Source organism: Streptomyces barringtoniae (assembly GCF_020819595.1).
Lineage (GTDB): Bacteria > Actinomycetota > Actinomycetes > Streptomycetales > Streptomycetaceae > Streptomyces > Streptomyces barringtoniae.
This window is the reverse complement of sequence record NZ_JAJHNP010000006.1, coordinates 422,501-444,919: the sequence shown is the minus strand read 5'-3', so window position 1 is coordinate 444,919 and position 22,419 is coordinate 422,501. Positions and strand designations below refer to the sequence as shown.

General features: G+C 72.6%; 20 protein-coding genes. 17 read left to right on the top strand and 3 right to left on the bottom strand.

Annotated elements, in window-relative coordinates; all coding sequences use genetic code 11:
* Positions 1–49: 49 nt before the first annotated feature.
* The 3 genes from LMU33_RS13625 to LMU33_RS13615 all read left to right on the top strand — a co-directional run bounded on the left by LMU33_RS13625 (position 50) and on the right by LMU33_RS13615 (position 3,831).
* A complete protein-coding gene (locus LMU33_RS13625; protein WP_228620515.1) occupies positions 50–1,879 on the top strand; it encodes a SpoIIE family protein phosphatase in 1,830 nt (609 codons plus the stop codon).
* A gap of 27 nt (positions 1,880–1,906) precedes the next feature.
* Positions 1,907–3,139, top strand: a complete 1,233-nt coding sequence (hemW, locus tag LMU33_RS13620) for a radical SAM family heme chaperone HemW (protein WP_228620431.1) — start codon at positions 1,907–1,909, stop codon at positions 3,137–3,139.
* Between the two features lie 101 nt (positions 3,140–3,240).
* Positions 3,241–3,831 (top strand): Uma2 family endonuclease, encoded by a 591-nt coding sequence (locus LMU33_RS13615; RefSeq protein WP_228620429.1) that lies wholly within the window; start codon positions 3,241–3,243, stop codon positions 3,829–3,831.
* Here the strand turns inward: LMU33_RS13615 and LMU33_RS13610 are convergent.
* Both LMU33_RS13610 and LMU33_RS13605 read right to left on the bottom strand, forming a co-directional pair.
* On the bottom strand, positions 3,809–4,678 hold the full coding sequence (locus LMU33_RS13610; RefSeq protein ID WP_228620427.1) for a DUF3097 domain-containing protein: 870 nt from the start codon (positions 4,676–4,678) through the stop codon (positions 3,809–3,811). The genes LMU33_RS13615 and LMU33_RS13610 overlap by 23 nt on opposite strands.
* 34 nt (positions 4,679–4,712) lie before the next feature.
* Positions 4,713–5,435, bottom strand: coding sequence for an MBL fold metallo-hydrolase (locus tag LMU33_RS13605; RefSeq protein ID WP_228620425.1), 723 nt, complete (start codon positions 5,433–5,435; stop codon positions 4,713–4,715).
* A gap of 172 nt (positions 5,436–5,607) precedes the next feature.
* Here LMU33_RS13605 and hrcA point away from each other — a divergent pair, with 172 nt between their 5' ends.
* From hrcA to LMU33_RS13555, 10 genes are all read left to right on the top strand, one after another.
* Entirely contained in the window at positions 5,608–6,624 is a 1,017-nt protein-coding gene (hrcA, locus tag LMU33_RS13600; RefSeq protein ID WP_228620423.1) for a heat-inducible transcriptional repressor HrcA, read from the top strand.
* Positions 6,625–7,761 (top strand): molecular chaperone DnaJ, encoded by a 1,137-nt coding sequence (dnaJ, locus tag LMU33_RS13595; RefSeq protein ID WP_228620421.1) that lies wholly within the window; start codon positions 6,625–6,627, stop codon positions 7,759–7,761.
* A gap of 88 nt (positions 7,762–7,849) precedes the next feature.
* The gene (locus LMU33_RS13590) at positions 7,850–8,926 is read left to right on the top strand and encodes a nitronate monooxygenase (RefSeq protein WP_228620419.1); all 1,077 of its coding nucleotides are present in this window, start codon (positions 7,850–7,852) and stop codon (positions 8,924–8,926) included.
* Positions 8,923–9,675, top strand: a complete 753-nt coding sequence (locus LMU33_RS13585) for a 16S rRNA (uracil(1498)-N(3))-methyltransferase (RefSeq protein ID WP_228620417.1) — start codon at positions 8,923–8,925, stop codon at positions 9,673–9,675. Before LMU33_RS13590 ends, LMU33_RS13585 begins: the two co-directional genes overlap by 4 nt.
* A gap of 15 nt (positions 9,676–9,690) precedes the next feature.
* Complete coding sequence (locus LMU33_RS13580) at positions 9,691–10,083, top strand: VOC family protein (protein ID WP_228620416.1); 393 nt, start codon at positions 9,691–9,693, stop codon at positions 10,081–10,083.
* Positions 10,084–10,230: 147 nt separating this feature from the next.
* Positions 10,231–10,749: a hypothetical protein gene (locus LMU33_RS13575; RefSeq protein WP_228620414.1), complete on the top strand. Its 519-nt coding sequence runs from the start codon at positions 10,231–10,233 to the stop codon at positions 10,747–10,749.
* Between the two features lie 46 nt (positions 10,750–10,795).
* Positions 10,796–13,990, top strand: coding sequence for a S41 family peptidase (locus tag LMU33_RS13570; protein WP_228620412.1), 3,195 nt, complete (start codon positions 10,796–10,798; stop codon positions 13,988–13,990).
* Positions 13,991–14,039: 49 nt separating this feature from the next.
* Positions 14,040–14,393: a histidine triad nucleotide-binding protein gene (locus LMU33_RS13565; RefSeq protein WP_228620410.1), complete on the top strand. Its 354-nt coding sequence runs from the start codon at positions 14,040–14,042 to the stop codon at positions 14,391–14,393.
* Positions 14,394–14,399: 6 nt separating this feature from the next.
* Positions 14,400–15,308: a ribonuclease Z gene (locus tag LMU33_RS13560; RefSeq protein ID WP_228620408.1), complete on the top strand. Its 909-nt coding sequence runs from the start codon at positions 14,400–14,402 to the stop codon at positions 15,306–15,308.
* A 17-nt stretch (positions 15,309–15,325) separates the two neighbouring features.
* Positions 15,326–16,330: an adenosine deaminase gene (locus LMU33_RS13555; RefSeq protein ID WP_228620406.1), complete on the top strand. Its 1,005-nt coding sequence runs from the start codon at positions 15,326–15,328 to the stop codon at positions 16,328–16,330.
* On the opposite strand, the gene LMU33_RS13550 is transcribed toward LMU33_RS13555, so the two are convergent.
* Complete coding sequence (locus LMU33_RS13550; RefSeq protein ID WP_228620404.1) at positions 16,282–17,511, bottom strand: MFS transporter; 1,230 nt, start codon at positions 17,509–17,511, stop codon at positions 16,282–16,284. The two genes, LMU33_RS13555 and LMU33_RS13550, sit on opposite strands and share 49 nt — an antisense overlap.
* A gap of 274 nt (positions 17,512–17,785) precedes the next feature.
* Between LMU33_RS13550 and LMU33_RS13545 the strand changes: the two genes are divergently transcribed.
* From LMU33_RS13545 to LMU33_RS13530, 4 genes are all read left to right on the top strand, one after another.
* A complete protein-coding gene (locus tag LMU33_RS13545; protein ID WP_249813686.1) occupies positions 17,786–18,682 on the top strand; it encodes a 5-dehydro-4-deoxyglucarate dehydratase in 897 nt (298 codons plus the stop codon).
* Positions 18,679–19,968: a glucarate dehydratase family protein gene (locus LMU33_RS13540; RefSeq protein WP_228620401.1), complete on the top strand. Its 1,290-nt coding sequence runs from the start codon at positions 18,679–18,681 to the stop codon at positions 19,966–19,968. The genes LMU33_RS13545 and LMU33_RS13540 overlap by 4 nt, the downstream gene beginning before the upstream one ends.
* 64 nt (positions 19,969–20,032) lie before the next feature.
* Positions 20,033–21,190 carry a carbohydrate kinase family protein gene (locus LMU33_RS13535; RefSeq protein ID WP_372477949.1) on the top strand — a complete coding sequence of 386 codons (1,158 nt, stop codon included), beginning with the start codon at positions 20,033–20,035 and terminating at the stop codon, positions 21,188–21,190.
* Positions 21,191–21,329: 139 nt separating this feature from the next.
* Positions 21,330–22,412, top strand: a complete 1,083-nt coding sequence (locus LMU33_RS13530; protein ID WP_228620400.1) for a PhoH family protein — start codon at positions 21,330–21,332, stop codon at positions 22,410–22,412.
* The last annotated feature ends 7 nt before the right edge of the window (positions 22,413–22,419 follow it).

The window sequence follows — 22,419 nt, the reverse complement described above, 5'->3', positions numbered from 1 at the left end:
GACTCAACGCTTATAGCTGCCCCCGGTCTGTCACCCTGGCCGCATGGACATGGCGGCCATACCGACACAGCGGGACAGCGAGCCCCGGGCCCGGGAGGTGCGGGGGCGGGCCACGCTGCCCGGAAGTCCTCTCGCGCCCGGCGCCGCTCGTGCGCTGGTGCGGTCCGCCCTGGCCGAGGCGCCCGCGGTGTCCGGGATATCGGCGCGGCTCGTCGACGACGCCATGGCCGTCGTCAGCGAGCTGGTCACCAACGCCGTCGTGCACGCCGGCACCGACGTGGAGGTCGGCTGGCTGGTGGAGGAGACCGGCGCGTTCGTGGTGGAGGTGGGCGACCGGCATCCCTCCCGCGCCCCGCGCGACCCGCTCGGCGGCGACGGGCCGTACGACACCCCCGAGTACGGGCGCGGCCTGCGGCTGGTCACCACGCTCGCCGAGTCGTGGGGCGTCACCTACCGTGCCGGCGCCAAGACCGTCTGGGCGCGGCTGCCCCCGGGAGGCGTGGAGGACCCGGACGCCCCCGCCCCGGACGCCGCCCTGGAGGTCGCCGAGGACCTGGCCCCGCAGCCGCAGCGCGCCGACGGCGACCGGGACTGGCTCGGCCGGGGCGCGCTGTCCTTCCTCGCGGAGGCCTCCGACCTGCTCGCCGGGCAGCTGGACGAGAACCTGGTCACCGCCCTCACCGGCCAGCTCATCGTGCCCCGGCTCGCCGACTGGTGCGCGGTGTGGCTGGAGGACGAGGCGACCGTCCGCGGCGGCGCCGCCGACGGTCCCGACCGGGTGTGGCACGCCAGCGAGAACCGCATCGAGGAACTGCGGTGCGCGCTGGAGAAGGAGCCGCCCTGCCCGCACGAGGGACTGCGCTCCGGCCCCGAGCCGTACCCGTGGCCCGGCCATGCGCTCGGTCCGCAGGGCACCGACGGCACGGCGCTGTCGTACCGGCTGGTCGCGGGCGGCCGGCCGCTCGGCACGCTGGTCATCGGCCGGTGCGGGCTGCTCGACTTCCCCGACGAGGTCACCGGGCTCGTGGAGGACCTCGGCCGCCGCGTCGCCCTCGCGATCGGCGCCGCCCGCCAGTACGCCCGCCAGGCCACGATCAGCGCCGTCCTGCAGCGTGGCCTGCTGCCCGGCGCGGTCGCCGAGATCCCCGGCGTGAGCAGCGCACTCGTCTACGAGCCCTGCGACAAGGGCGGTCCCAGCGGCGACTTCTACGACCTGTTCCCGGCCGGTGACGGCCGCTGGTGCTTCGCCGTCGGCGACGTCCAGGGCAAGGGGCCCGAGGCGGCGGTCGTGATCGGCCTCGCCCGCCCCTGGCTGCGCCTCCTCGCCCGCGAGGGCTACCGCGTCGCCGACGTCCTCGACCGCCTCAACCAGCTCCTCCTGGACGACGCCACCGAGGCCGCCGACGCCGCCGCCCGCGCGCTCGTCGCCGCCGGCGGCAGGCCGGTGGTCACCGGGGACGGCCCGCAGACCCGCTTCCTGTCCCTGCTCTACGGCGAGCTGACCCCGTACGACGGCGGGATCCGCTGCACACTCGCCTCCGCCGGCCACCCGCTCCCGCTCGTCCTGAGCCCCGACGGCACCGTGCGCACCGCCGCCGGCCCGCAGACCCTGCTCGGCGTGGTCGAGGACGAGACGTACACCAGCGAGACCCTCGACCTGCGGCCCGGCGACAGCCTGCTGTGCGTCACCGACGGGGTGACCGAGCGGCGCTCCGGCTCCCGCCAGTTCGACGACGGCGACGGCCTGGCCCGCGCCCTGTCCGGCTGCGCCGGCCTCAGCGCCGAACTGATCGCGGAAAGGATCCGCCGCCTGGTGGACGACTTCGGCGGGGGCCCGCTCGAGGACGACCTCGCCCTGCTGGTGCTGCAGGCGGAGTAACGGCGCCCGTGCTGGACAATGGAAGGCATGCCTTCCGCTCTCCCCGACGGCGAGCCCGTCCCCGCCGACGGCGCGCTGCCCGCGCACGCGCTCGCCGGGGCGGCCGACCGCCCGCTCGGCTTCTACCTGCACGTCCCGTACTGCGCGACCCGCTGCGGCTACTGCGACTTCAACACCTACACCGCCACCGAGCTGCGCGGCACGGGCGGGGTGCTGGCCTCCCGCGACAACTACGCGGACACGCTGACCGACGAGATCCGGCTCGCCCGGAAGATACTCGGCGACGACCCGCGCCAGGTCCGCACGGTCTTCGTCGGCGGCGGCACGCCCACCCTGCTCGCTGCCGACGACCTCGTACGGATGCTGGCGGCCGTCCGCGACGAGTTCGGCCTGGCGCCGGACGCGGAGATCACGACGGAGGCGAACCCGGAGTCGGTGGATCCGGCGTACCTGGCCACGCTCCGGGAGGGCGGCTTCAACCGGATCTCCTTCGGCATGCAGAGCGCGAAGCAGCACGTGCTGCGCGTGCTCGACCGCACCCACACCCCGGGCCGCCCCGAGGCCTGCGTCGCCGAGGCGCGGGCGGCCGGCTTCGAGCACGTGAACCTCGACCTGATCTACGGCACCCCCGGCGAGAGCGACGACGACTGGCGGGCCTCGCTGGACGCGGCGATCGGGGCGGGGCCGGACCACGTCAGCGCGTACGCGCTCATCGTGGAGGAGGGCACCCAGCTCGCCCGCCGGATCCGCCGGGGCGAGGTCCCGATGACCGACGACGACGTACACGCCGACCGCTATCTGATCGCCGAGGAGGTGCTGTCCGGGGCGGGATTCGACTGGTACGAGGTCTCCAACTGGGCCACCTCCGAGGCGGGCCGCTGCCTGCACAACGAGCTGTACTGGCGCGGCGCCGACTGGTGGGGCGCGGGGCCCGGGGCGCACTCGCACGTGGGCGGGGTGCGCTGGTGGAACGTCAAGCATCCGGGGGCGTACGCGGCGGCGCTCGCCTCCGGCAGCTCCCCGGGGGCGGGTCGGGAGCTGCTGTCCGACGAGGACCGGCGCGTGGAGCGCATCCTGCTGGAGCTGCGGCTGCGGGAGGGGGTGCCGTTGTCCTTGCTGAAGGAGGAGGGCCTTGCGGCTTCCCGGCGCGCGCTGGCCGAGGGGCTCCTCCAGGAGGGGCCGTACGACGAGGGGCGGGCCGTGCTGACGCTGCGGGGGCGGTTGCTGGCGGACGCTGTGGTGCGGGACCTGGTGGACTGATCACCCGGGCGAGTGAATCGGTGCGGAACGCCGGTTCGGTCCCTAACCTGGTTCGTACGCTGCTGCCGTTTGCATGGTGGCGGAAACCGGAGGCTGCGGAGATGACCGCTGTGGAAGACCGACCGATGACCACCGACATCATGAAGTACTTCGAGAACTTTGAGTTCCCTGAAGAATTCAAAGTTGAACTCCTCCGGGGGGAAATCGTGATGATGGCGGGGCCGGATGTGGCCCACAACGACATCCTGGAAGCAGTCGTCGACCAGATTCCCCGTCGGCATTGGCGACGGCTGCAGACTCAGGACATCGCCATCCTCGAAGAGACGAGCCAGCCGCAGCCGGACCTGGTGGTAATCGAGCGCGGTACTGGGCCAGGCCAGGGAAGGCTGATGCCATCCGAGGTCATCACGATGCTCGTGGAAGTCGTCTCCAAGACCAGCGTGGAACGCGACTACGTGGTCAAGCGCTCGATCTACGCGGCGGCAAAGGTACCTGCTTACCTGATCATCGACCCCGTCATGGCTCAGTGCGTACTGCTCACCGAACCGACGGGACACGGCGAGGACGCGGACTACCGGCGCCAGCGGATCACTAAGTTCGGCGACCTCACGCCGCTGGAGCCCATCGGTATCGAGCTGGACACCAGTGAATTCGCCGCTTACGAGAAGGTCAGGCCCCACCGCTACCCGTGACGAAGTCGATGAGTTCCTCCACCCGCCCCAGCAGCTCCGGCTCCAGGTCCTTGTAGGACCCCACCCGCTTCAGGATCGCCTGCCACACCGCGCCGGTGTTCTCCGACGGCCAGCCCAGCGCCCGGCACACCCCCGTCTTCCAGTCCTGCCCCTTCGGCACCGTCGGCCACGCCTCGATCCCCAGCGCGGCCGGCTTCACCGCCTGCCAGATGTCGATGTACGGGTGACCGACCACCAGCGCGTGCTCGCTGGTCACCGACTCCGCGATCCGCCACTCCTTCGTGCCCGGCACCAAGTGGTCCACCAGGACACCCAGGCGGGCGTCCGGGCCCGGCGCGAAGGAGGCGACGATCGACGGCAGGTCGTCCACGCCCTCCAGGTACTCCACCACCACACCCTCGATGCGCAGGTCGTCGCCCCACACCTTCTCGACCAGCTCGGCGTCGTGCCGGCCCTCCACGTAGATGCGGCCGGCGCGGGCCACGCGGGCGCGGGCACCGGGGACGGCGACCGAACCGGAGGCCGTACGGGTGGGCCGTACCGGACCGGCGGAAGGCCTCACCAGCGTCACCACCCGCCCCTCCAGCAGGAAGCCCCGCGGCTCCAGCGGGAACACCCGGTGCTTGCCGAAGCGGTCCTCCAGCGTCACCGTGCCCGCCTCGCAGCGGATCACCGCCCCGCAGAACCCGGTGCCGGGCTCCTCCACCACCAGGCCCGGCTCCGCCGGTACCTCCGGCACGGGCTTCGGCTTCTTCCACGGCGGGGTCAGGTCGGCGGAGTACGAACGAGGGCGCGGGCCCGAAGGGCCCTCGTTGGAAGGGCGGTGGCGGGAGACGGGTGGGCGCATTCGAGTGACGATAGGAGAAGCCGTACGGCCGCGCTCACGACACGCCGAAACGCCTGGCCAGCTCGTCGCGTTGCCGTCGTACGAACGCCGCGTCCACCACCGCTCCGTGACCGGGCACGTACGCCGCGTCCTCGCCGCCCAGCGCGAGCAGCCGGTCGAGCGCGTCCGGCCAGCGGGACGGGACCGCGTCCGGGCCCGCCTGGGGCTCGCCGGACTCCTCGACCAGGTCGCCGCAGAAGACCACCTCCGGATCCCCCGGGACCAGCACGGCCAGATCGTGCGCGGTGTGGCCGGGACCCACGTTCGCCAGCAAGGCCTGCCGGCCGCCCCCGAGGTCCAGCGTCCACTCGCCGGAGACCAGATGCCGGGGCGGGGCCAGCGTGTCCACCGCCTCGTCGGCGTCTGCGACCGGCAACCCGTTTCTGACCGCGTCCAGGCGCAGCTCCTCCCGCTCGTACGCGAAGACCGCGTCCAGGCCCACCGCCCCGTACACATCCGCGCCCGCCATCGCCGCCGCCCCGAGGACATGATCGAAGTGCGGGTGGGTGAGCGCGAGATGGGTCACACCGCCGTCGGCCAGTCGCTCGGCCTGAGACCGCAGCCGCGCGCCTTCGGCCAGGCTCGAGCCGGCGTCCACCACCAGCGCCGTACCCTCTCCGAGGACCAGTCCGGCCGTGCAGTCCCAGCCGGGCAGCCGGCACCGGCCGACCCCCGCGGCCAGCCGCTCCCACCCCAGCTCTTCCCAAGTCACCGTCATACCGCGACGCTAGCCGCATAAGCCGCCGGGACCGCACCGACCTTGCCCTCGGTGTACCCGACAGCCGTACACTGGGCCGGGGAACGCTGGCACTCGCATGCGAAGAGTGCCAGGCGGACGAACCGCAGGACCGATGGGAACCGAGGGGACGACGTGCTGGAGGTGCGCGCGGATGCTGAGTGAACGCAGGCTGCAGGTGCTGCGCGCCATCGTCCAGGACTACGTCGGCACCGAGGAGCCGGTCGGGTCGAAGGCCCTGACCGAGCGGCACAACCTCGGCGTGTCCCCGGCGACGGTCCGTAACGACATGGCGGCCCTGGAGGACGAGGGGTACATCGCGCAGCCGCACACCAGCGCGGGGCGCATCCCCACGGACAAGGGCTACCGGCTGTTCGTGGACAAGCTGGCGGGCGTCAAGCCGATGACCGCGCCCGAGCGGCGGGCGATCCAGAACTTCCTGGAGGGCGCCGTCGACCTCGACGACGTCGTGGCCCGTACGGTACGGCTGCTCGCGCAGCTCACCCGGCAGGTCGCCGTCGTGCAGTACCCGTCCCTGACCCGGTCCACCGTGCGGCACGTGGAGCTGCTCTCGCTCGCCCCCGCGCGCGTGATGCTCGTGCTGATCACGGACACCGGCCGGGTCGAGCAGCGGATGGTCGACTGCCCGGCGCCCTTCGGCGAGAGTTCCCTCGCCGATCTGCGCGCTCGGCTGAACAGCCGGGTCGCGGGCCGCCGGTTCACGGACGTGCCGACGCTGGTCGAGGACCTGCCGGAGGCCTTCGAGCACGAGGACCGCGGTACGGTCTCGACGGTGCTCTCCACTCTTCTGGAGACACTCGTCGAGGAGAACGAGGAGCGGCTGATGATCGGCGGGACCGCCAATCTCACCCGCTTCGGGCATGACTTTCCCTTCACCATCCGGCCGGTGCTCGAAGCACTCGAGGAGCAGGTCGTGCTCCTCAAGCTGCTGGGCGAGGCCAAGGAACCGGGCGTGACGGTGCGTATCGGGCACGAGAACGCCCACGAGGGACTCAACTCCACCTCCGTGGTGTCGGTCGGCTACGGTTCGGGCGGCGAGGCGGTTGCCAAGCTCGGCGTGGTCGGACCGACCCGCATGGACTATCCGGGAACGATGGGAGCGGTACGCGCAGTGGCACGGTACGTCGGACAGATCCTGGCGGAGTCGTAAGTGGCCACGGACTACTACGCCGTTCTCGGCGTGCGCCGCGACGCTTCGCAGGATGAGATCAAGAAGGCGTTCCGCCGGCTCGCGCGCGAGCTGCACCCGGACGTCAACCCCGATCCGAAGACCCAGGAGCGGTTCAAGGAGATCAACGCCGCTTACGAGGTGCTGTCGGACCCGCAGAAGAAGCAGGTCTACGACCTCGGCGGCGACCCGCTCTCGCAGAGCGGCGGCGCGGGCCCGGGCGGCTTCGGGGCCGGTGGCTTCGGCAACTTCTCCGACATCATGGACGCGTTCTTCGGTACGGCGTCGCAGCGCGGGCCGCGCTCGCGCACCCGGCGCGGCCAGGACGCGATGATCCGCATCGAGGTCGAGCTGGACGAGGCGGCCTTCGGGACCACCAAGGACATCCAGGTCGACACCGCGGTCGTCTGCAACACCTGCAACGGTGAGGGCGCGGCGCCCGGTACGACGGCCCAGACGTGTGACATGTGCCGGGGCCGCGGTGAGGTCTCGCAGGTCACCCGGTCCTTCCTGGGCCAGGTCATGACCTCCCGGCCGTGCCCCCAGTGCCAGGGCTTCGGCACCGTCGTGCCGACCCCGTGCCCGGAGTGCGCCGGTGACGGCCGGGTCCGCTCGCGGCGGACCCTGACCGTGAAGATCCCGGCCGGTGTCGACAACGGCACGCGGATCCAGCTCGCCGGTGAGGGCGAGGTCGGGCCGGGCGGCGGTCCGGCCGGTGACCTCTACGTCGAGATCCACGAGCTGCCGCACCGGACCTTCCAGCGCCGCGGTGACGACCTGCACTGCACGGTGACGATCCCGATGACCGCGGCCTCCCTCGGCACCAAGGTGCCGCTGGAGACCCTGGACGGCATGGAGGAGGTCGACATCCGGCCCGGCACCCAGTCCGGCCAGTCGATCCCGCTGCACAACCGCGGTGTCACGCATCTGCGCGGCGGCGGCCGGGGTGACCTGATCGTGCACGTCGAGGTGCAGACCCCGACCAAGCTGGACCCGGAGCAGGAGCGGCTGCTGCGCGAGCTGGCCAAGCTGCGCGGCGAGGAGCGTCCGCAGGGGCAGTTCCAGCCCGGGCAGCAGGGGCTGTTCTCGCGGTTGAAGGACGCCTTCAACGGGCGCTGAGAACGCTGTTGATCGTGGGGTTGCCCCCGGCCTATGCCGGGGGAAGCCCGGATTCGGACTTGTACGGAGGACGTGACAACATGCGGTCATGTCCTCCCCGCTGACCGATCTCTTCCCCCACCCGATCGTGCAGGCGCCCATGGCGGGCGGTGTCTCCCTCCCGCAGCTCGTCGCCGCCGTCTCCGAGGCCGGTGGTCTCGGGTTCCTCGCCGCCGGGTACAAGACCGCCGACGGCATGTACCAGGAGATCAAGCAGTTGCGGGGGCTCACCGGCCGCCCCTTCGGCGTGAACGTGTTCATGCCCCAGCCCGAGTATGCCGAGTCCGGCGCCGTCGAGGTCTACGCCCACCAGCTCGCCGGCGAGGCCGCCTGGTACGAGACCGAGCTGGGTGACCCGGACAGCGGCCGGGACGACGGCTACGACGCCAAGCTCGCCGTACTCCTCGACAACCCGGTGCCCGTGGTCTCCTTCCACTTCGGCGTGCCGAGCCGGGACGTCCTCGACTCCTTCCGCCGTGCCGGAACCTTCACTCTGGTCACCGCCACCACCGCGGAGGAGGCCCGCGCCGTCGAGCGGGCCGGGGCGGACGCGGTGATCGCGCAGGGCGTGGAGGCGGGCGGCCACCAGGGCACCCACCGGGACCTCCCCGAGAACGACGGCGCCGGCATCGGACTGCTGTCGCTGGTCGCGCAGATCCGTGAGGCCGTGAGCATCCCGGTCGTCGCCGCGGGCGGCATCATGCGCGGCAGCCAGATCGCCGCCGTCCTCGCGGCCGGTGCGAGCGCGGCCCAGCTCGGCACCGCCTTCCTCGCCACCCCCGAGTCCGGCGCCCAGGCCGTGCACAAGCAGGCGCTGACCAACCCCCTGTTCGCGCGCACGGAGCTGACCCGCGCGTTCTCCGGCCGCCCCGCGCGCGGCCTGGTCAACCGTTTCCTGCGCGAGCACGGCCCGTACGCCCCCGCCGCCTACCCGGAGATCCACCACCTCACCTCGCCGCTGCGCAAGGCCGCCGCCAAGGCCGGGGACGCGCAGGGCATGGCGCTGTGGGCCGGGCAGGGGCATCGGCTGGCCCGGGAGCTGCCCGCCGGGGAGCTCGTGGCGGTGCTGGCCGCCGAACTCGACGCCGCCCGGACAGCGTTGTCGGCCAAGGGGGGCCTGCGATGACCGCGCCGGTGTTCGTCGTGGACTCGCTGGAGGGCGTGGGTCCCGGCTCGGTCGTCGACGTCACGGGCCCCGAGGGGCGGCACGCGGTCTCCGTACGGCGGCTGCAGCCCGGTGAGCAGGTGGTGCTGACCGACGGCAAGGGCCGGGGCGCGGCCGGGGTGATCGTCGGTGTGTCGGGCAAGGACCACTTGGTGGTGGAGCCTCACGAATTCCCGGTGGAGCCCGAGCCCAGCCCCCGTATCACCGTCGTACAGGCGCTGCCCAAGGGCGACCGGGGCGAACTCGCCGTGGAGACGATGACGGAGACCGGCGTCGACGCGATCGTGCCCTGGCAGGCCGCCCGCTGCATCACCCAGTGGAAGGGCGAGCGGGGTCACAAGGCGCTCGCCAAGTGGCGGGCCACCGCGCGCGAGGCCGGCAAGCAGTCCCGCCGGCTGCGCTTCCCGGAGGTCGCGGACGCGGCGACCACCAAGCAGGTTGCCGCACTTCTCGCCAAAGCCGACTTCGCCGCCGTGCTCCACTCCGACTTCGAGCACGAGAGCCGGCCGCTGGCCACCGCCGAACTGCCCACCGAGGGCGAGATCGTGCTGGTCGTCGGCCCCGAAGGCGGCGTCGCGCGCGACGAGTTGGCGCTCTTCGAGGAGGCGGGTGCGAAGGCGTACGTCCTCGGTCCTACCGTGCTGCGAACATCGACCGCCGGCACCGCCGCCGTGGCCCTGCTGCTGGGCCGCACCGGACGCTGGTCCTGACACCTGGGGGACACCGTGGAACTCGCCCAAGTACGGCTCCTGGTCACCGACTTCGCCGCCTGCTACCGCTTCTACGCCGACGTCCTCGGCCTCAAGCCGCAGTCCGGGGCGACGGAAGGGCCGTACGAGAAGTTCAGCCCGCACGCCGGCTCGGCCGGTATCGCGCTGCAGGACCGGGCGATGATGGCCGAGGTGCTTCAGGAGCTGGGAGAGACGGCCACCGGTCACCGTTCGCTGGTGGTGCTGCGCGTGGACGACCTGGACGCCTACTGCGCCGAGATCGCCTCCCGCGGCGCCATCGTCCTCCACGGCCCGGCCCCCATGACAGAGCGCATGCGAGTCGCCCACCTCAAGGACCCGGAGGGCAACCTGGTCGAACTCCAGCAGTGGCTGCTGCTGCGCGGGTAGCTCCGCCGGCTCGGCCGAGGGCGCGACCGGAAGAGACAGCCCCGCGCCCCTTCGGGGCGCTGTGAGTGGCCGTATGTCACCTTTCGTGTCGCCGCCGCCGGTGGCACTCTGCGCTGCATGGGGGTTTTGCGAGGGAAGCGACGCGGGATGCGGGGCCTGGCTGTCGCCGGGCTGGCCGTGGGGACCGGTGCGGCCGTTGTGGCCTGTCAGCCAGATGCTCTCAGCACCGCGTCCGTCGCCTACACCACCGGCACCACCGCGACGGCCAGGCTCAAGCACCAGCATGTCGACGTCAGTTGGCTCACCTGTACCGGCGACTACGGCGAGGGAGGCGGGCCGGCCGCGAAGGCGCCCTCGGCGAGCGCGACCACCGTCGTCTCCGTCGACTGCCGGGGCGAGACCAAGGACGGGCGGAAGATCACCGTCACCGGGAAGGTGACCAAGGCCGTCGACGGCGCCTGTGTGCGCGGCGATCTGACCGCCAGGGTCGGGGGCAGACAGGTGTTCCGCGTCAGCGGGCTCGGGGACTGCGGCGCCACGCACGGACCGACGTACAGGCCGCCCACCCGTCAGCCGGGAGGCGGCAGGCCGACCGTGACCGTCACCGTCACGAGGACCCTGTGGTGCAAGGGCGATCCCACCTGTTGGCCCGTCGAGGGGAAGTGATCCGAACACCGGGCGGGATGCACCCGTCGCTGCGTACAGTGACGGGGTGACTCAGGGTGCCGCCTATCTCCGATTCCCCCATCTGCATGGCGATCTGGTGACCTTCGTCGCCGAGGACGACGTATGGCTCGCGCCTCTCGACGGCGGCCGGGCCTGGCGGGTCAGCGCCGACAACATGCCGGTGACCTCGCCCCGGATATCGCCGGACGGACGGCACCTGGCCTGGACCTCCACCCGTGACGGCGCGCCCGAGGTGCATGTCGCCCCCGTCGACGGCGGCCCCGCCGACCGGCTGACCCACTGGGGCAACCGCCGTACCGAGGTGCTCGGCTGGACCGCCGACGGGCGGGTGCTCGCGCTCGGCGCCCACGGCCGGCACAGCTTCCGCCACAGCTGGGCGTACGCCGTCCCGCTGGACGGCGGACCCGCCGAGACCCTCCCGTACGGCCCGGTCGGCGATGTGGCCTTCGGCCCCGCCACCGTGCTGCTGTCCGCGCCGATGGGCCGCGAGGCCGCCCACTGGAAGCGCTACCGGGGCGGCACGGCGGGCAAGCTGTGGATCGACCGGGAGGGGAACGGCGAGTTCGTCCGGCTGCACGAGGACGTCGACGGCAACATCGAGCGTCCGGTGTGGGCCGGGGACCGCATCGCCTTTCTCTCCGACCACGAGGGCACCGGCGCCCTCTACTCCTCCCTCGCCGACGGCTCCGACCTGCGCCGCCACACCGTGCTCGACGGCTTCTACGCCCGGCACGCCTCCGGCGACGGCAGCCGTGTCGTCTACAGCTCGGCCGGTGAACTGTGGCTGCTGGACGACCTGGAGGGCGCCGAGCCGCGCCGGCTGGACGTGCGCCTCGGCGGCCCCCGGATCGACCTGCGCGCCCGTCCGGTGGACGCCGCCCGCTGGTTCGGCGAGGCGGCCCCGGACCACACCGCGCGCGGCAGCGCCGTCTGCGTGCGCGGCGGGATCCACTGGGTCACCCACCGCTCCGGGCCCGCCCGTGCCCTCGCCGCCACCCCCGGGGTCCGCGCCCGGATGCCGCGCGCCTTCCGCGCCGAGGGCGAGGAGTGGGTGGTGTGGGTGACGGACGCGGAGGGCGACGACGCCCTGGAGTTCGCCCCCGCGACCGGGACGGTACCGGGCGCCCCGCCCCGCCGGCTGGCCGCCGGACAGCTCGGCCGGGTGCTGGAGCTGGCCATGGCCCCCGACGGCAGCCGGGCCGCCGTGGCCGCGCACGACGGACGGCTGCTGCTCGTCGAACGCGAGACCGGAGAGATCCGCGAGGTCGACAGCAGCGACGACGGCGAGGTCTCCGGCCTCGCCTTCTCACCCGACTCGGCCTGGCTCGCCTGGGCCCACCCCGGCCCGCGCCCGCTCTCCCAGCTGCGCATCGCCCACACCACCGACCTGTCGGTCACCGAGGCGACCCCGCTCCGCTTCCAGGACTACGCCCCCGCCTTCACCCTCGACGGCAAACACCTCGCCTTCCTGTCCAACCGCGCCTTCGACCCCGTCTACGACGAGCACGTCTTCGACCTCGCCTTCGTGGTCGGCGCCCGCCCGCACCTGATCACCCTCGCCGCCACCACACCCTCGCCCTTCGGCCCGCAGCGCCACGGCCGCGCCTTCGAGACCCCGGACAAGGACGAGACCCCTGAGAGCGAGGGCACCCCCGCCACCCGTATCGACCTCGAAGGCCTCGCCGACCGGATCGTCCCCTTCCCGGTCGAGGCCGGCCGCTACTCCACCCTGCGCGCCGCCAAGGACGGCGTGCTCTGGCTGCGCCACCCCGTGCACGGCGTCCTCGGCACCGCCCGCGCCCACCCCGGGGACCCCGGTCCGCACACCGAGCTGGAGCGCTACGACCTCGCCCAGCGGCGTCTGGAACACCTGGCCTCCGACGCCGACCACTTCGAGGTCAGCGGCGACGGCAAACGCGTGCTGCTGTGGAGCGACGACCGGCTCCGGGTCGTCCCCAGCGACCGCCGCACCGGCACCGACGACGACGGCGACACCAGCGTCAGCGTGGACCTCGCCCGCATCCGGCAGACCCTCGACCCGGCCGCCGAGTGGCGCCAGATGTACGACGAGACCGGCCGCCTGATGCGCGACCACTTCTGGCGCCCCGACCTCGGCGGCGTCGACTGGACCGGCGTCCTCGCCCGCTACCGCCCGCTCCTGTCCCGCCTCGCCACCCACAGCGACCTCGTCGACCTCCTGTGGGAGCTGCACGGCGAACTCGGCACCTCGCACGCCTACGTCCTGCCCTCCGGCGGCCGTGGCGGCGGCCCCCGGCACGGTCTGCTCGGCGCCGACATCTCCCGTCACCCGGACGGCAGTTGGCGCATCGACCGCATCCTGCCCTCGGAGACCTCCGACCCGGACGCACGTTCCCCGCTCGCCGCACCCGGCGTGGCCGTCCGCCCCGGCGACGCGATCATCGCCGTCGCCGGCCACTCGGTCGACCCGGTGACGGGACCGGGTCCGCTGCTCGTCGGCACGGCGGGCCACCCGGTGGAGCTGACGGTCTCCCCTGCGGGCGGCGGCGAACCCCGGCACACGGTCGTCATCCCGATCGCCGACGAGGAACCCCTGCGCTACCACGCCTGGGTCGCCGACCGCCGCGCCCACGTCCACGCCGCCTCCGACGGCCGGCTCGGCTACCTGCACGTCCCCGACATGCAGGCCCCCGGCTGGGCACAGATCCACCGGGACCTGCGCGTGGAGGTGGCCCGCGAAGGGCTCGTGGTCGACGTCCGCGAGAACCGCGGCGGCCACACCTCCCAACTGGTCGTGGAGAAGCTGGCCCGCCGCATCATCGGCTGGGACCTCCCGCGCGGCATGCGGCCCACCAGCTACCCCCTCGACGCCCCGCGCGGCCCGGTCGTCGCCGTCGCCAACGAGTTCTCCGGCTCCGACGGCGACATCGTCAACGCGGCGATCAAGGCCCTCGGTATCGGCCCGGTCGTCGGCACCCGCACCTGGGGCGGCGTCATCGGCATCGACAGCCGTTACCACCTGGTCGACGGCACCCTGGTCACCCAGCCGAAGTACGCGATGTGGCTGGAGGGGGTGGGCTGGGACGTGGAGAACCACGGGGTGGACCCCGATGTGGAGGTCGTCCAGCGCCCCCAGGACTGGGCGGCGGGCAGGGACACCCAGCTGGACGAGGCGGTGAGGCTCGCGCTAGAGGCACTGGAGGAACGGCCCGCGAAGGCTCCGCCCGGGATGCCCACCTGATACGACTACGATGCACCGGTATTGATCACCAGCGTGAGGAGGCACACGCATGGCCGGCGAACCGCAGGACGACTGCCTGTTCTGCAAGATCGTCGCGGGTACGATCCCGGCGACGATCGTCCGCGAGACAGACACCACCGTCGCCTTCCGGGACATAAACCCGCAGGCCCCCACCCACATCCTGGTGATCCCCAAGGCCCACTACAAGGACGCCGCCGTGCTCGGCGCCGAAGCGCCACAGCTCGCCGCCGACGTCCTCGCCGAGACCCAGGCCGTGGCCGACGAGGAGAAGCTCGACAGCTACCGCATCGTCTTCAACACCGGCTCCGGCGCCGGCCAGACCGTCTGGCACGCCCACGCGCACGTCCTCGGCGGCCGTGGCCTGCAGTGGCCCCCCGGATGACCGGCCGTGTCCGTACGTGAACTGGTGATCCTCGGCACCGCCAGCCAGGTGCCGACCCGGCACCGCAACCACAACGGCTATCTGCTGAGGTGGGACGGCGAGGGCATCCTGTTCGACCCCGGCGAGGGCACCCAGCGGCAGATGGTGCGCGCCGGGGTCGCCGCCCACGACCTGAACCGCATCTGCGTCACCCACTTCCACGGCGACCACTCCCTCGGCCTCGCCGGTGTCATCCAGCGGATCAACCTCGACCAGGTGCCGCACCAGGTCACCGCGTACTACCCGCACTCCGGGCAGCGCTTCTTCGACCGCCTCCGGTACGCCACGGCCTACCGCGAGACGGTCGGCATCACCGAGGCGCCGGTCGCCGCCGACGGCATCCTCGCGGTGACCCCGTCGTACACGCTGGAGGCCCGCAGGCTGTCGCATCCGGTCGAGTCCTACGGCTACCGGCTGATCGAACCCGACGGCCGCCGCATGCTGCCCGACCGGCTCGCGGCGCACGGGATCAAGGGCCCGGACGTCGGCCGGCTGCAGCGCGAGGGCCGGCTGGGGGACGTCGCGCTGGACGACGTCAGCGAGGTGCGGCGCGGGCAGCGGTTCGCGTTCGTCATGGACACCCGGCTGTGCGACGGCGTGCACGCGCTCGCGGAGGGCTGCGATCTGCTCGTCATCGAGTCGACCTTCCTGGACGAGGACATCGAACTGGCCGTGGAGCACGGCCACCTGACCGCCGGGCAGGCCGCCGCCGTCGCCCGGGACGCGGGCGCACGGCACCTCGTCCTCACCCACTTCAGCCAGCGCTACACCGAACCCGAGGAGTTCGAGCGGCAGGCGCGGGCGGCCGGCTTCGAGGGCGAGCTGACCGTGGCGCACGACCTGCTGCGGGTGGCGGTTCCGAAACGGCGACAGTAGATCCGTACGATGCTTTGATGCCCCTCCCGAAAGCAGAACTGCACCTCCACATCGAAGGCACCCTGGAGCCGGAGCTGGCGTTCCGGCTGGCCGCCCGCAACGGCGTCGAGCTGCCGTACGCCGACACGGACGCGCTCCGCAAGGCCTACCAGTTCGAGGACCTCCAGTCCTTCCTGAACCTGTACTACGAGCTGATGGCCGTCCTGCGGACCGAGCAGGACTTCGCCGACCTGGCGAACGCCTACCTGGCCCGTGCCGCCGCGCAGGGGGTGCGGCACGCGGAGATCTTCTTCGACCCGCAGGCCCACCTCGCGCGGGGCGTAGCCATGGTCACGATCGTGGAGGGGCTGTGGCGGGCGCTGGGCCGCTCCGAGGAGAACCACGGCGTCTCCACCAGGCTCATCATGTGCTTCCTGCGCGACCTGTCCGCCGAGTCGGCCCTGCGGACCCTGGAGATGGCCGAGCCGCACCTCGACCGGATCACCGGCGTCGGCCTGGACTCCGCCGAGGTCGGGCATCCGCCGGCGAAGTTCCGGGAGGTGTACGAGGCCGCGGCCGCGCTCGGGCTGCGCCGCGTCGCGCACGCCGGTGAGGAGGGGCCGCCGGAGTACATCGCCGAGGCCCTGGACGTGCTCGGCGTCGAGCGCGTCGACCACGGCCTGCGCTGCGTGGAGGACCCGGCGCTGGTCGAGCGGCTGGTGCGGGAGCGGATCCCGCTCACCCTGTGCCCGCTGTCCAACGTCCGCCTGCGCACGGTCGACACGCTGGCCGACCACCCGCTGCCGGCCATGCTGGACGCGGGCCTGCTGTGCACGGTCAACTCCGACGACCCGGCGTACTTCGGCGGGTACGCCGGCGACAACTTCGCGGCCGTGCGCCAGACCCTGGGCCTGAGCGAGGACCGGCTGCGCGAGCTGGCCCGCAACTCCTTCCTCGCCTCCTTCCTGGAGGACGACGAGGAGCGGCGGGCCCGCTACCTCGCCGAGGTCGACGCGTACGAGTTCGGCGACGCGGTGTCGTAGGCGCTCCGGGCGGGTACGGCGGGCGCCTCCACCGGCACTTCCACGACCGGCAGGAGCCGCCTGCCCCCCCGCAGCGCCACCGCCGTCATCGGTACGGCGATCAGCAGCAGCCCGGCGCCGAGCACCTTCCCCATCACCGGGAAGCCCGCTCCTGCCGCCAGCACACTCCCCGTCAGCGGTCCCGCCGCCGTCCCGAGCGACGCCGCCGAGCCGACCAGGACCGCCCAGCGGCCGCGCGGGTCGAGGGAGGCGGCGAGACCGATGACGTACGACAGGACGACCGGGTAGAGCAGGTTCCAGGAGATCTCGCCCGCCGCGAAGGCCGTGAGGTCGGTCGCGGACGCGCTGAGCGCGATACAGCCCGCTATCAGGGCCGTACCGGCGCCGATGGGTACCGCCTGGCCCAGCCGGGGTCCGAGCACGCCCGCGCCGACGACCCCGACGAGCCCGGCGCCGAGCGCGACCGCGAACACCGCGCCGACGGTGACCTCGGTGAGGTGGGCCTGGTCGAGTCCGATCCGGCCGCTGACGCCCCACAGGGCGTTCTGGGCGAGGGACCAGCAGGGCATGGTGGCGGCCAGCAGCAGCCCGGCGCGCAGGCGGGGGAGCCGGCCGTGCGCGACGGCCGTACGGGCGGGTGCGTTACGACCGGACAGGCGGCCGGTGAGAGGGAGGACCGCGAGTGCCGTCAGCGCGATGGCGAGCAGCGGCAGGCCGTGGCCGGGGCCGAGGTGGGGGATCGTCAGGTACAGGGCACCGGCGAGGGCGGAGACGCCGAGCAGGCCCAGGGTGGTGACCCGGTGCGGGTCACGGTGGGCGGCGATGCCGCTCGCGGCGACCGCCGTGACCGTGCCGGACCCGAATCCGCCGATGACCGCGCCCGCGACGACGGCCGGTACGAAGGCGGTGAGGGCGGCACCGCCGTAGCCGAGGACGGCGAGCGCGAGGCCGAGCCGGGCGAGCCTGCGGGGGCCGATGCGGTCGACCCGGGAGGCCAGCAGGAAGCCCGCCGCCGCCGAACTCAGCAGCAGGGCACTGCCGATGGCCCCGGCCTGCGTGGGGTCGAGCGGAAGCGCGGAGTCGAGCCGGCCGACGGTGGTCGGCAGCAGATAGGGCGCGAGATACCCGGCCGTGAAAAGGGCGACGAGGGACCAGGGCAGGGGGCGGCGGGGGGCGGACACGGGCGTTCCCAGGCAGGCGGAAGGAAGGGCTCGAAGAAGGGGGAGGGGCGGCGACCGTCGACGGACAGGAACCCGCGAGCAAGTTGTATCAAGCACGCGGTTTCCGGAAGAAGCACGGGTGGTGCGATCTGCGTCACTTTTCGGTTTGCTGGATGTGGGCGCGGGCAGAAGGAGCTACGCTCGTTCTCATATGTGGACGCTATTCATAAGGGGAGATGGTCAGGTGGGCGGCGATCCGAGTCCCGAGGGTGTGGCGCGGCGGCTTCGGGAGGGGATGGCGCGCGGGGTGCTGTCCTTCCCGCTCACCGCGTTCCACGACGACGGCTCCCTCGATCCCGACGGCTTCCGCGCCCATGTCGCAGGCCGGCTCGCCGCCGGGCCCGGCGCCGTCTTCCCGGCCTGCGGCACCGGGGAGTTCTTCTCGCTGGACGAGGAGGAGTACCGGACCGTCGTCGCCGTCACCGTCGAGGAGGCCGGCGGACGCGTGCCGGTCGTGGCCGGGACCGGGTACGGCTGGGCGCAGGCCGCCCGGTTCGCGCGGATCGCCGAGGAGGCCGGCGCCGACGCCCTGCTCGTGCTGCCGCACTACCTGGTCGACGCCCCGCAGGACGGCCTCGCCGCCCAGCTGGAGCGGCTCGCCGAACGCACCCGGCTGCCGCTGATCGCCTACCAGCGCGGCCAAGTCGCCTACACCGTCGACACCTTGAGGCGGATCGCGCGCGTCCCGAACGTCATCGGCCTCAAGGACGGCCACAGCGACCTCGACCGGCTCCAGCGCCTCACCCTCGCCGCCCCCGACGGCTTCCTCTTCTTCAACGGCGCCGCCACCGCCGAGATCCAGGCCCGCGCCTACGCCGCCGTCGGCGTCCCCGCCTACTCCTCCGCCGTGCACGCCTTCGCCCCCGAGATCGCCGGCGCGTTCTTCACTGCCCTGCGGGACGCCGACCGCGGGAGTGCCGACAAACTGCTGCGCGACTTCTACGTCCCGTTCGTGGAACTGCGCGACCGCGCCCCCGGATATGCCGTGTCCCTGGTGAAGGCGGCGGCGCGGCTGCGCGGACAGCGCGTCGGACCCGTGCGCGCCCCGCTCACCGACCCCGCACCCGCCGACCTCGCCGACCTCGAGGCCCTGCTCACCGCCGGACTCGACCTCGTAGGAGCCGCCCTGTGACCCGTGACCTGACCATCGCCGAGGTGCGGCTGACGCCGATCCTGGTCGCCGACCCGCCGCTGCTCAACACCCAGGGCGTGCACCAGCCGTACACCCCGCGGCTGATCGTGGAGATCGTCACCGCCGACGGGACCACCGGGCTCGGCGAGACCTACGGCGACACCAAGTACCTGGAGCTGGCCCGCCCGCTGGCCGAACGGCTCACCGGGCGCTCGGTCATGGATGTGAACGGGCTGTTCGCGATCGATCTCGGTGTGGACGAGTCCCGGGTCCAGGGCGAGGTGGACGCCGGCGGACTGCGCGGCGTGCAGAGCGCCGACAAGCTCCGGCTGTCGGTGCTGTCCGCCTTCGAGGTCGCCTGCCTGGACGCCCAGGGCAAGGCGCTCGGGCTGCCCGTGCACGCACTGCTCGGCGGCAGGCTGCGGGACGCCGTCGAGTACAGCGCCTACCTGTTCTACAAGTGGGCCGGCCATCCCGAGGGCGTGGCCGGCGAGAAGGACGACTGGGGTGCCGCGCTCGATCCGGCCGGGGTCGTGGAGCAGGCACGGAAGTTCAAGGAGCGGCACGGCTTCACGTCCTTCAAGCTCAAGGGCGGTGTCTTCCCGCCCGACGAGGAGATCGCCGCCGTACGGGCCCTCGCCGAGACCTTCCCCGGGCATCCGCTGCGCCTCGACCCCAACGGTGCCTGGTCGGTCGAGACCTCGCTGAAGGTGGCGAGGGAACTCGGGGACGTCCTGGAGTACCTGGAGGACCCGACGCTGGGTACACCCGCGATGGCCGAGGTGTCCGCCGGGACCGGCATTCCGCTCGCCACCAACATGTGCGTGACCACCTTCGGCGAGATCAAGGAGGCCTTCACACGGGATGCCGTGCAGGTCGTGCTCTCCGACCACCACTACTGGGGCGGGCTGCGCAACACCCAGCGGCTCGCCGCGATCTGCGCCGCCTTCGGGGTCGGGGTGTCGATGCACTCCAACACCCATCTGGGGATCAGCCTCGCGGCGATGACCCAGGTCGCGGCCACCGTCCCCGGCCTTCACCACGCGTGCGACTCCCACTACCCCTGGCAGTCCGAGGACGTCCTCACCGAGCGGCTCACCTTCCGCGGCGGAAAGGTCGAGGTCTCCGACGCCCCCGGCCTCGGGGTCGAGCTCGACCGGGACGAACTGGCCCGGCTGCACCGGCGCTGGGCCGAGGACGACGGCTCGCTGCGCGACCGCGACGACGCGGCCGCGATGCGGGTGGCCGAACCGGGCTGGCGGCAACCGGTGATGCCCCGCTGGTAACCCGCTGTGCCACGGGCCGATTGGTGCACACTGGCCAGACCCGCACCACGCCAGGGAGCGCACCGTGACCCCGTCGCACACGATCACCGGAGAGGAACCGGAACACCTCACCCAGGCCGCGCGCTGTCAGGCCCAGGTCGACCCGCTCGCCGCACTGCGCCGGCCCGGCGACCCGCCCTGGGACGTCTATCTGACGGGCACGGTCTTCCTCGACATCATCTTCACCGGCCTGGACTCGGCGCCCGTGCGCGGCACCGAGTCCTGGGCCCGGGGCATGGGGTCCAGCCCCGGCGGGGTCGCCAACATGGCCACGGCCCTGGCCCGGCTCGGCCTGAAGACCTCCCTGGCGGCGGCCTTCGGCGACGACCACTACGGCGAGTACTGCTGGGACGCGCTCGCCCAGGGCGAGGGCATCGACCTGTCGGCGTCCCGTACCGTGCCCGGCTGGCACTCGCCGGTGACGGTGTCCATGGCGTACGAGGGTGAGCGGACGATGGTGTCCCACGGGCACGAGCCGCCGCCGGAAGCCGTGCTCATCCAGGAGGGGGCCCGGGCCTGCCCGCCCCGCGCGCGTGCCGCCGTGGCCTCGCTGACGCCCGGTACGCCCGCGCCGTGGATCGCACAGGCCGCGCGGAGGGGGACCCGGATCTTCGCCGACGTCGGCTGGGACGACACCGGGGCGTGGGATCTCGCCGGGCTCGCCGATCTGGAGCACTGCGAGGCGTTTCTGCCGAACGCGGAGGAGGCGAAGCGGTACACGGGCACCGACTGCCCGCGGCTCGCCGCCCACGCCCTGACCGAGCACGTGCCGGTGGTCGTGGTGACCCTGGGGCCGGAGGGGGCGTACGCCGTGGACCGGCGGACGGGGGAGGCGGCGGAGGTACCGGCGATCGCCGTGGAGGCGCTGGATCCGACGGGGGCGGGGGATGTGTTCGTCGCCGGGTTCGTGACGGGGTCCCTGGCGGGGTGGCCGCTGGCGGACCGGCTGGCCTTCGCCGGGCTCACGGCGGCGCTGTCGGTGCAGGAGTTCGGGGGGTCGCTGTCGGCGCCGGGGTGGTCGGAGATCGGGGCGTGGTGGCGGCGCGTGCAGTCCGTGCCGGGGCAGGAGCCGACGGCGCTGCGCCGGTACGGCTTCCTGGACGCGCTTGTCCCGGAGGAGCTGGACCGGCCGTGGCCGTTGCGTCGCGCCGTGCCCACCATCGGGTTCCGCCGCTCCGGCTGACGTTCAGCGGCCGGCCGGGAAGCGGCCCGCTGAAAAGCCCTACGGGCTTGTCTGTGCACCGTCGTACTCTGGAAGCGCGAGGCCGCCCTCAGCTACGCGGCCGTGATGAGGAGGAAGCGCAGGCCTTCAGAGCCGGCCCATGACACAGACACCCACAGCTCACACCACCCCCGCGCAGGAGCAGGCGAGAGCGCAGTTCACCGTCCCCGCCCAGCACCCCATGGTGACCGTGCTGGGTTCCGGCGACTCCCTCCTGCGTGTGATCGAGAAGGCCTTCCCGGCGGCCGACATACATGTCCGGGGCAATGAGATCAGCGCGGTCGGCGACCCGGCCGACGTCGCTCTCATTTCGCGCGTGTTCGACGAGATGATGCTGGTGCTCCGCACCGGGCAGCCGATGACGGAGGACGCAGTGGAACGCTCGATCGCCATGCTCAAGGCGAGCGAGAACGGGACGAGCGACGGCCCCGAGACCCCGGCTCAGGTGCTGACGCAGAACATCCTGTCCTCGCGGGGGCGGACGATCCGCCCGAAGACCCTCAACCAGAAGCGGTACGTCGACGCGATCGACAAGCACACCATCGTGTTCGGCATCGGGCCCGCCGGTACCGGCAAGACCTACCTGGCCATGGCCAAGGCGGTGCAGGCCCTGCAGTCCAAGCAGGTCAACCGGATCATCCTCACCCGGCCGGCGGTGGAGGCGGGGGAGCGGCTCGGGTTCCTGCCGGGCACGCTCTACGAGAAGATCGACCCCTACCTGCGCCCGCTGTACGACGCGCTGCACGACATGCTCGACCCGGACTCCATCCCGCGGCTGATGGCGGCGGGGACGATCGAGGTCGCGCCGCTCGCCTACATGCGTGGGCGGACCCTCAACGACGCCTTCATCATCCTGGACGAGGCCCAGAACACGAGCCCCGAACAGATGAAGATGTTCCTCACCCGCCTCGGCTTCGACTCGAAGATCGTGATCACCGGTGACGTGACGCAGGTCGACCTGCCGAACGGCACCAAGAGCGGTCTGCGGCAGGTGCAGGAGATCCTGGAGGGCGTCGAGGACGTCCACTTCTCCCGGCTGTCGTCCCACGATGTCGTACGGCACAAGCTGGTGGGCCGTATCGTCGACGCGTACGAGCTATACGACAGCAAGTACGGCACCGAGAACGGCACCCACAAGGGCGGCCGTGGCAAGTCCGGTGCCAAGGGCTCCAAGGGGAAGTAGACCAGCA

What these genes read in the sequence shown, in the direction of transcription:
- LMU33_RS13625 (WP_228620515.1), top strand. Translation starts at nt 50, where the DNA reads ATGGCGGCCATACCGACACAGCGGGACAGCGAGCCCCGGGCCCGGGAG.
- hemW (WP_228620431.1), top strand. Translation starts at nt 1,907, where the DNA reads ATGCCTTCCGCTCTCCCCGACGGCGAGCCCGTCCCCGCCGACGGCGCG.
- LMU33_RS13615 (WP_228620429.1), top strand. Translation starts at nt 3,241, where the DNA reads ATGACCGCTGTGGAAGACCGACCGATGACCACCGACATCATGAAGTAC.
- LMU33_RS13610 (WP_228620427.1), bottom strand. Translation starts at nt 4,678, where the DNA reads ATGCGCCCACCCGTCTCCCGCCACCGCCCTTCCAACGAGGGCCCTTCG.
- LMU33_RS13605 (WP_228620425.1), bottom strand. Translation starts at nt 5,435, where the DNA reads ATGACGGTGACTTGGGAAGAGCTGGGGTGGGAGCGGCTGGCCGCGGGG.
- hrcA (WP_228620423.1), top strand. Translation starts at nt 5,608, where the DNA reads ATGCTGAGTGAACGCAGGCTGCAGGTGCTGCGCGCCATCGTCCAGGAC.
- LMU33_RS13590 (WP_228620419.1), top strand. Translation starts at nt 7,850, where the DNA reads ATGTCCTCCCCGCTGACCGATCTCTTCCCCCACCCGATCGTGCAGGCG.
- LMU33_RS13585 (WP_228620417.1), top strand. Translation starts at nt 8,923, where the DNA reads ATGACCGCGCCGGTGTTCGTCGTGGACTCGCTGGAGGGCGTGGGTCCC.
- LMU33_RS13575 (WP_228620414.1), top strand. Translation starts at nt 10,231, where the DNA reads ATGCGGGGCCTGGCTGTCGCCGGGCTGGCCGTGGGGACCGGTGCGGCC.
- LMU33_RS13565 (WP_228620410.1), top strand. Translation starts at nt 14,040, where the DNA reads ATGGCCGGCGAACCGCAGGACGACTGCCTGTTCTGCAAGATCGTCGCG.
- LMU33_RS13555 (WP_228620406.1), top strand. Translation starts at nt 15,326, where the DNA reads ATGCCCCTCCCGAAAGCAGAACTGCACCTCCACATCGAAGGCACCCTG.
- LMU33_RS13545 (WP_249813686.1), top strand. Translation starts at nt 17,786, where the DNA reads ATGGCGCGCGGGGTGCTGTCCTTCCCGCTCACCGCGTTCCACGACGAC.
- LMU33_RS13530 (WP_228620400.1), top strand. Translation starts at nt 21,330, where the DNA reads ATGACACAGACACCCACAGCTCACACCACCCCCGCGCAGGAGCAGGCG.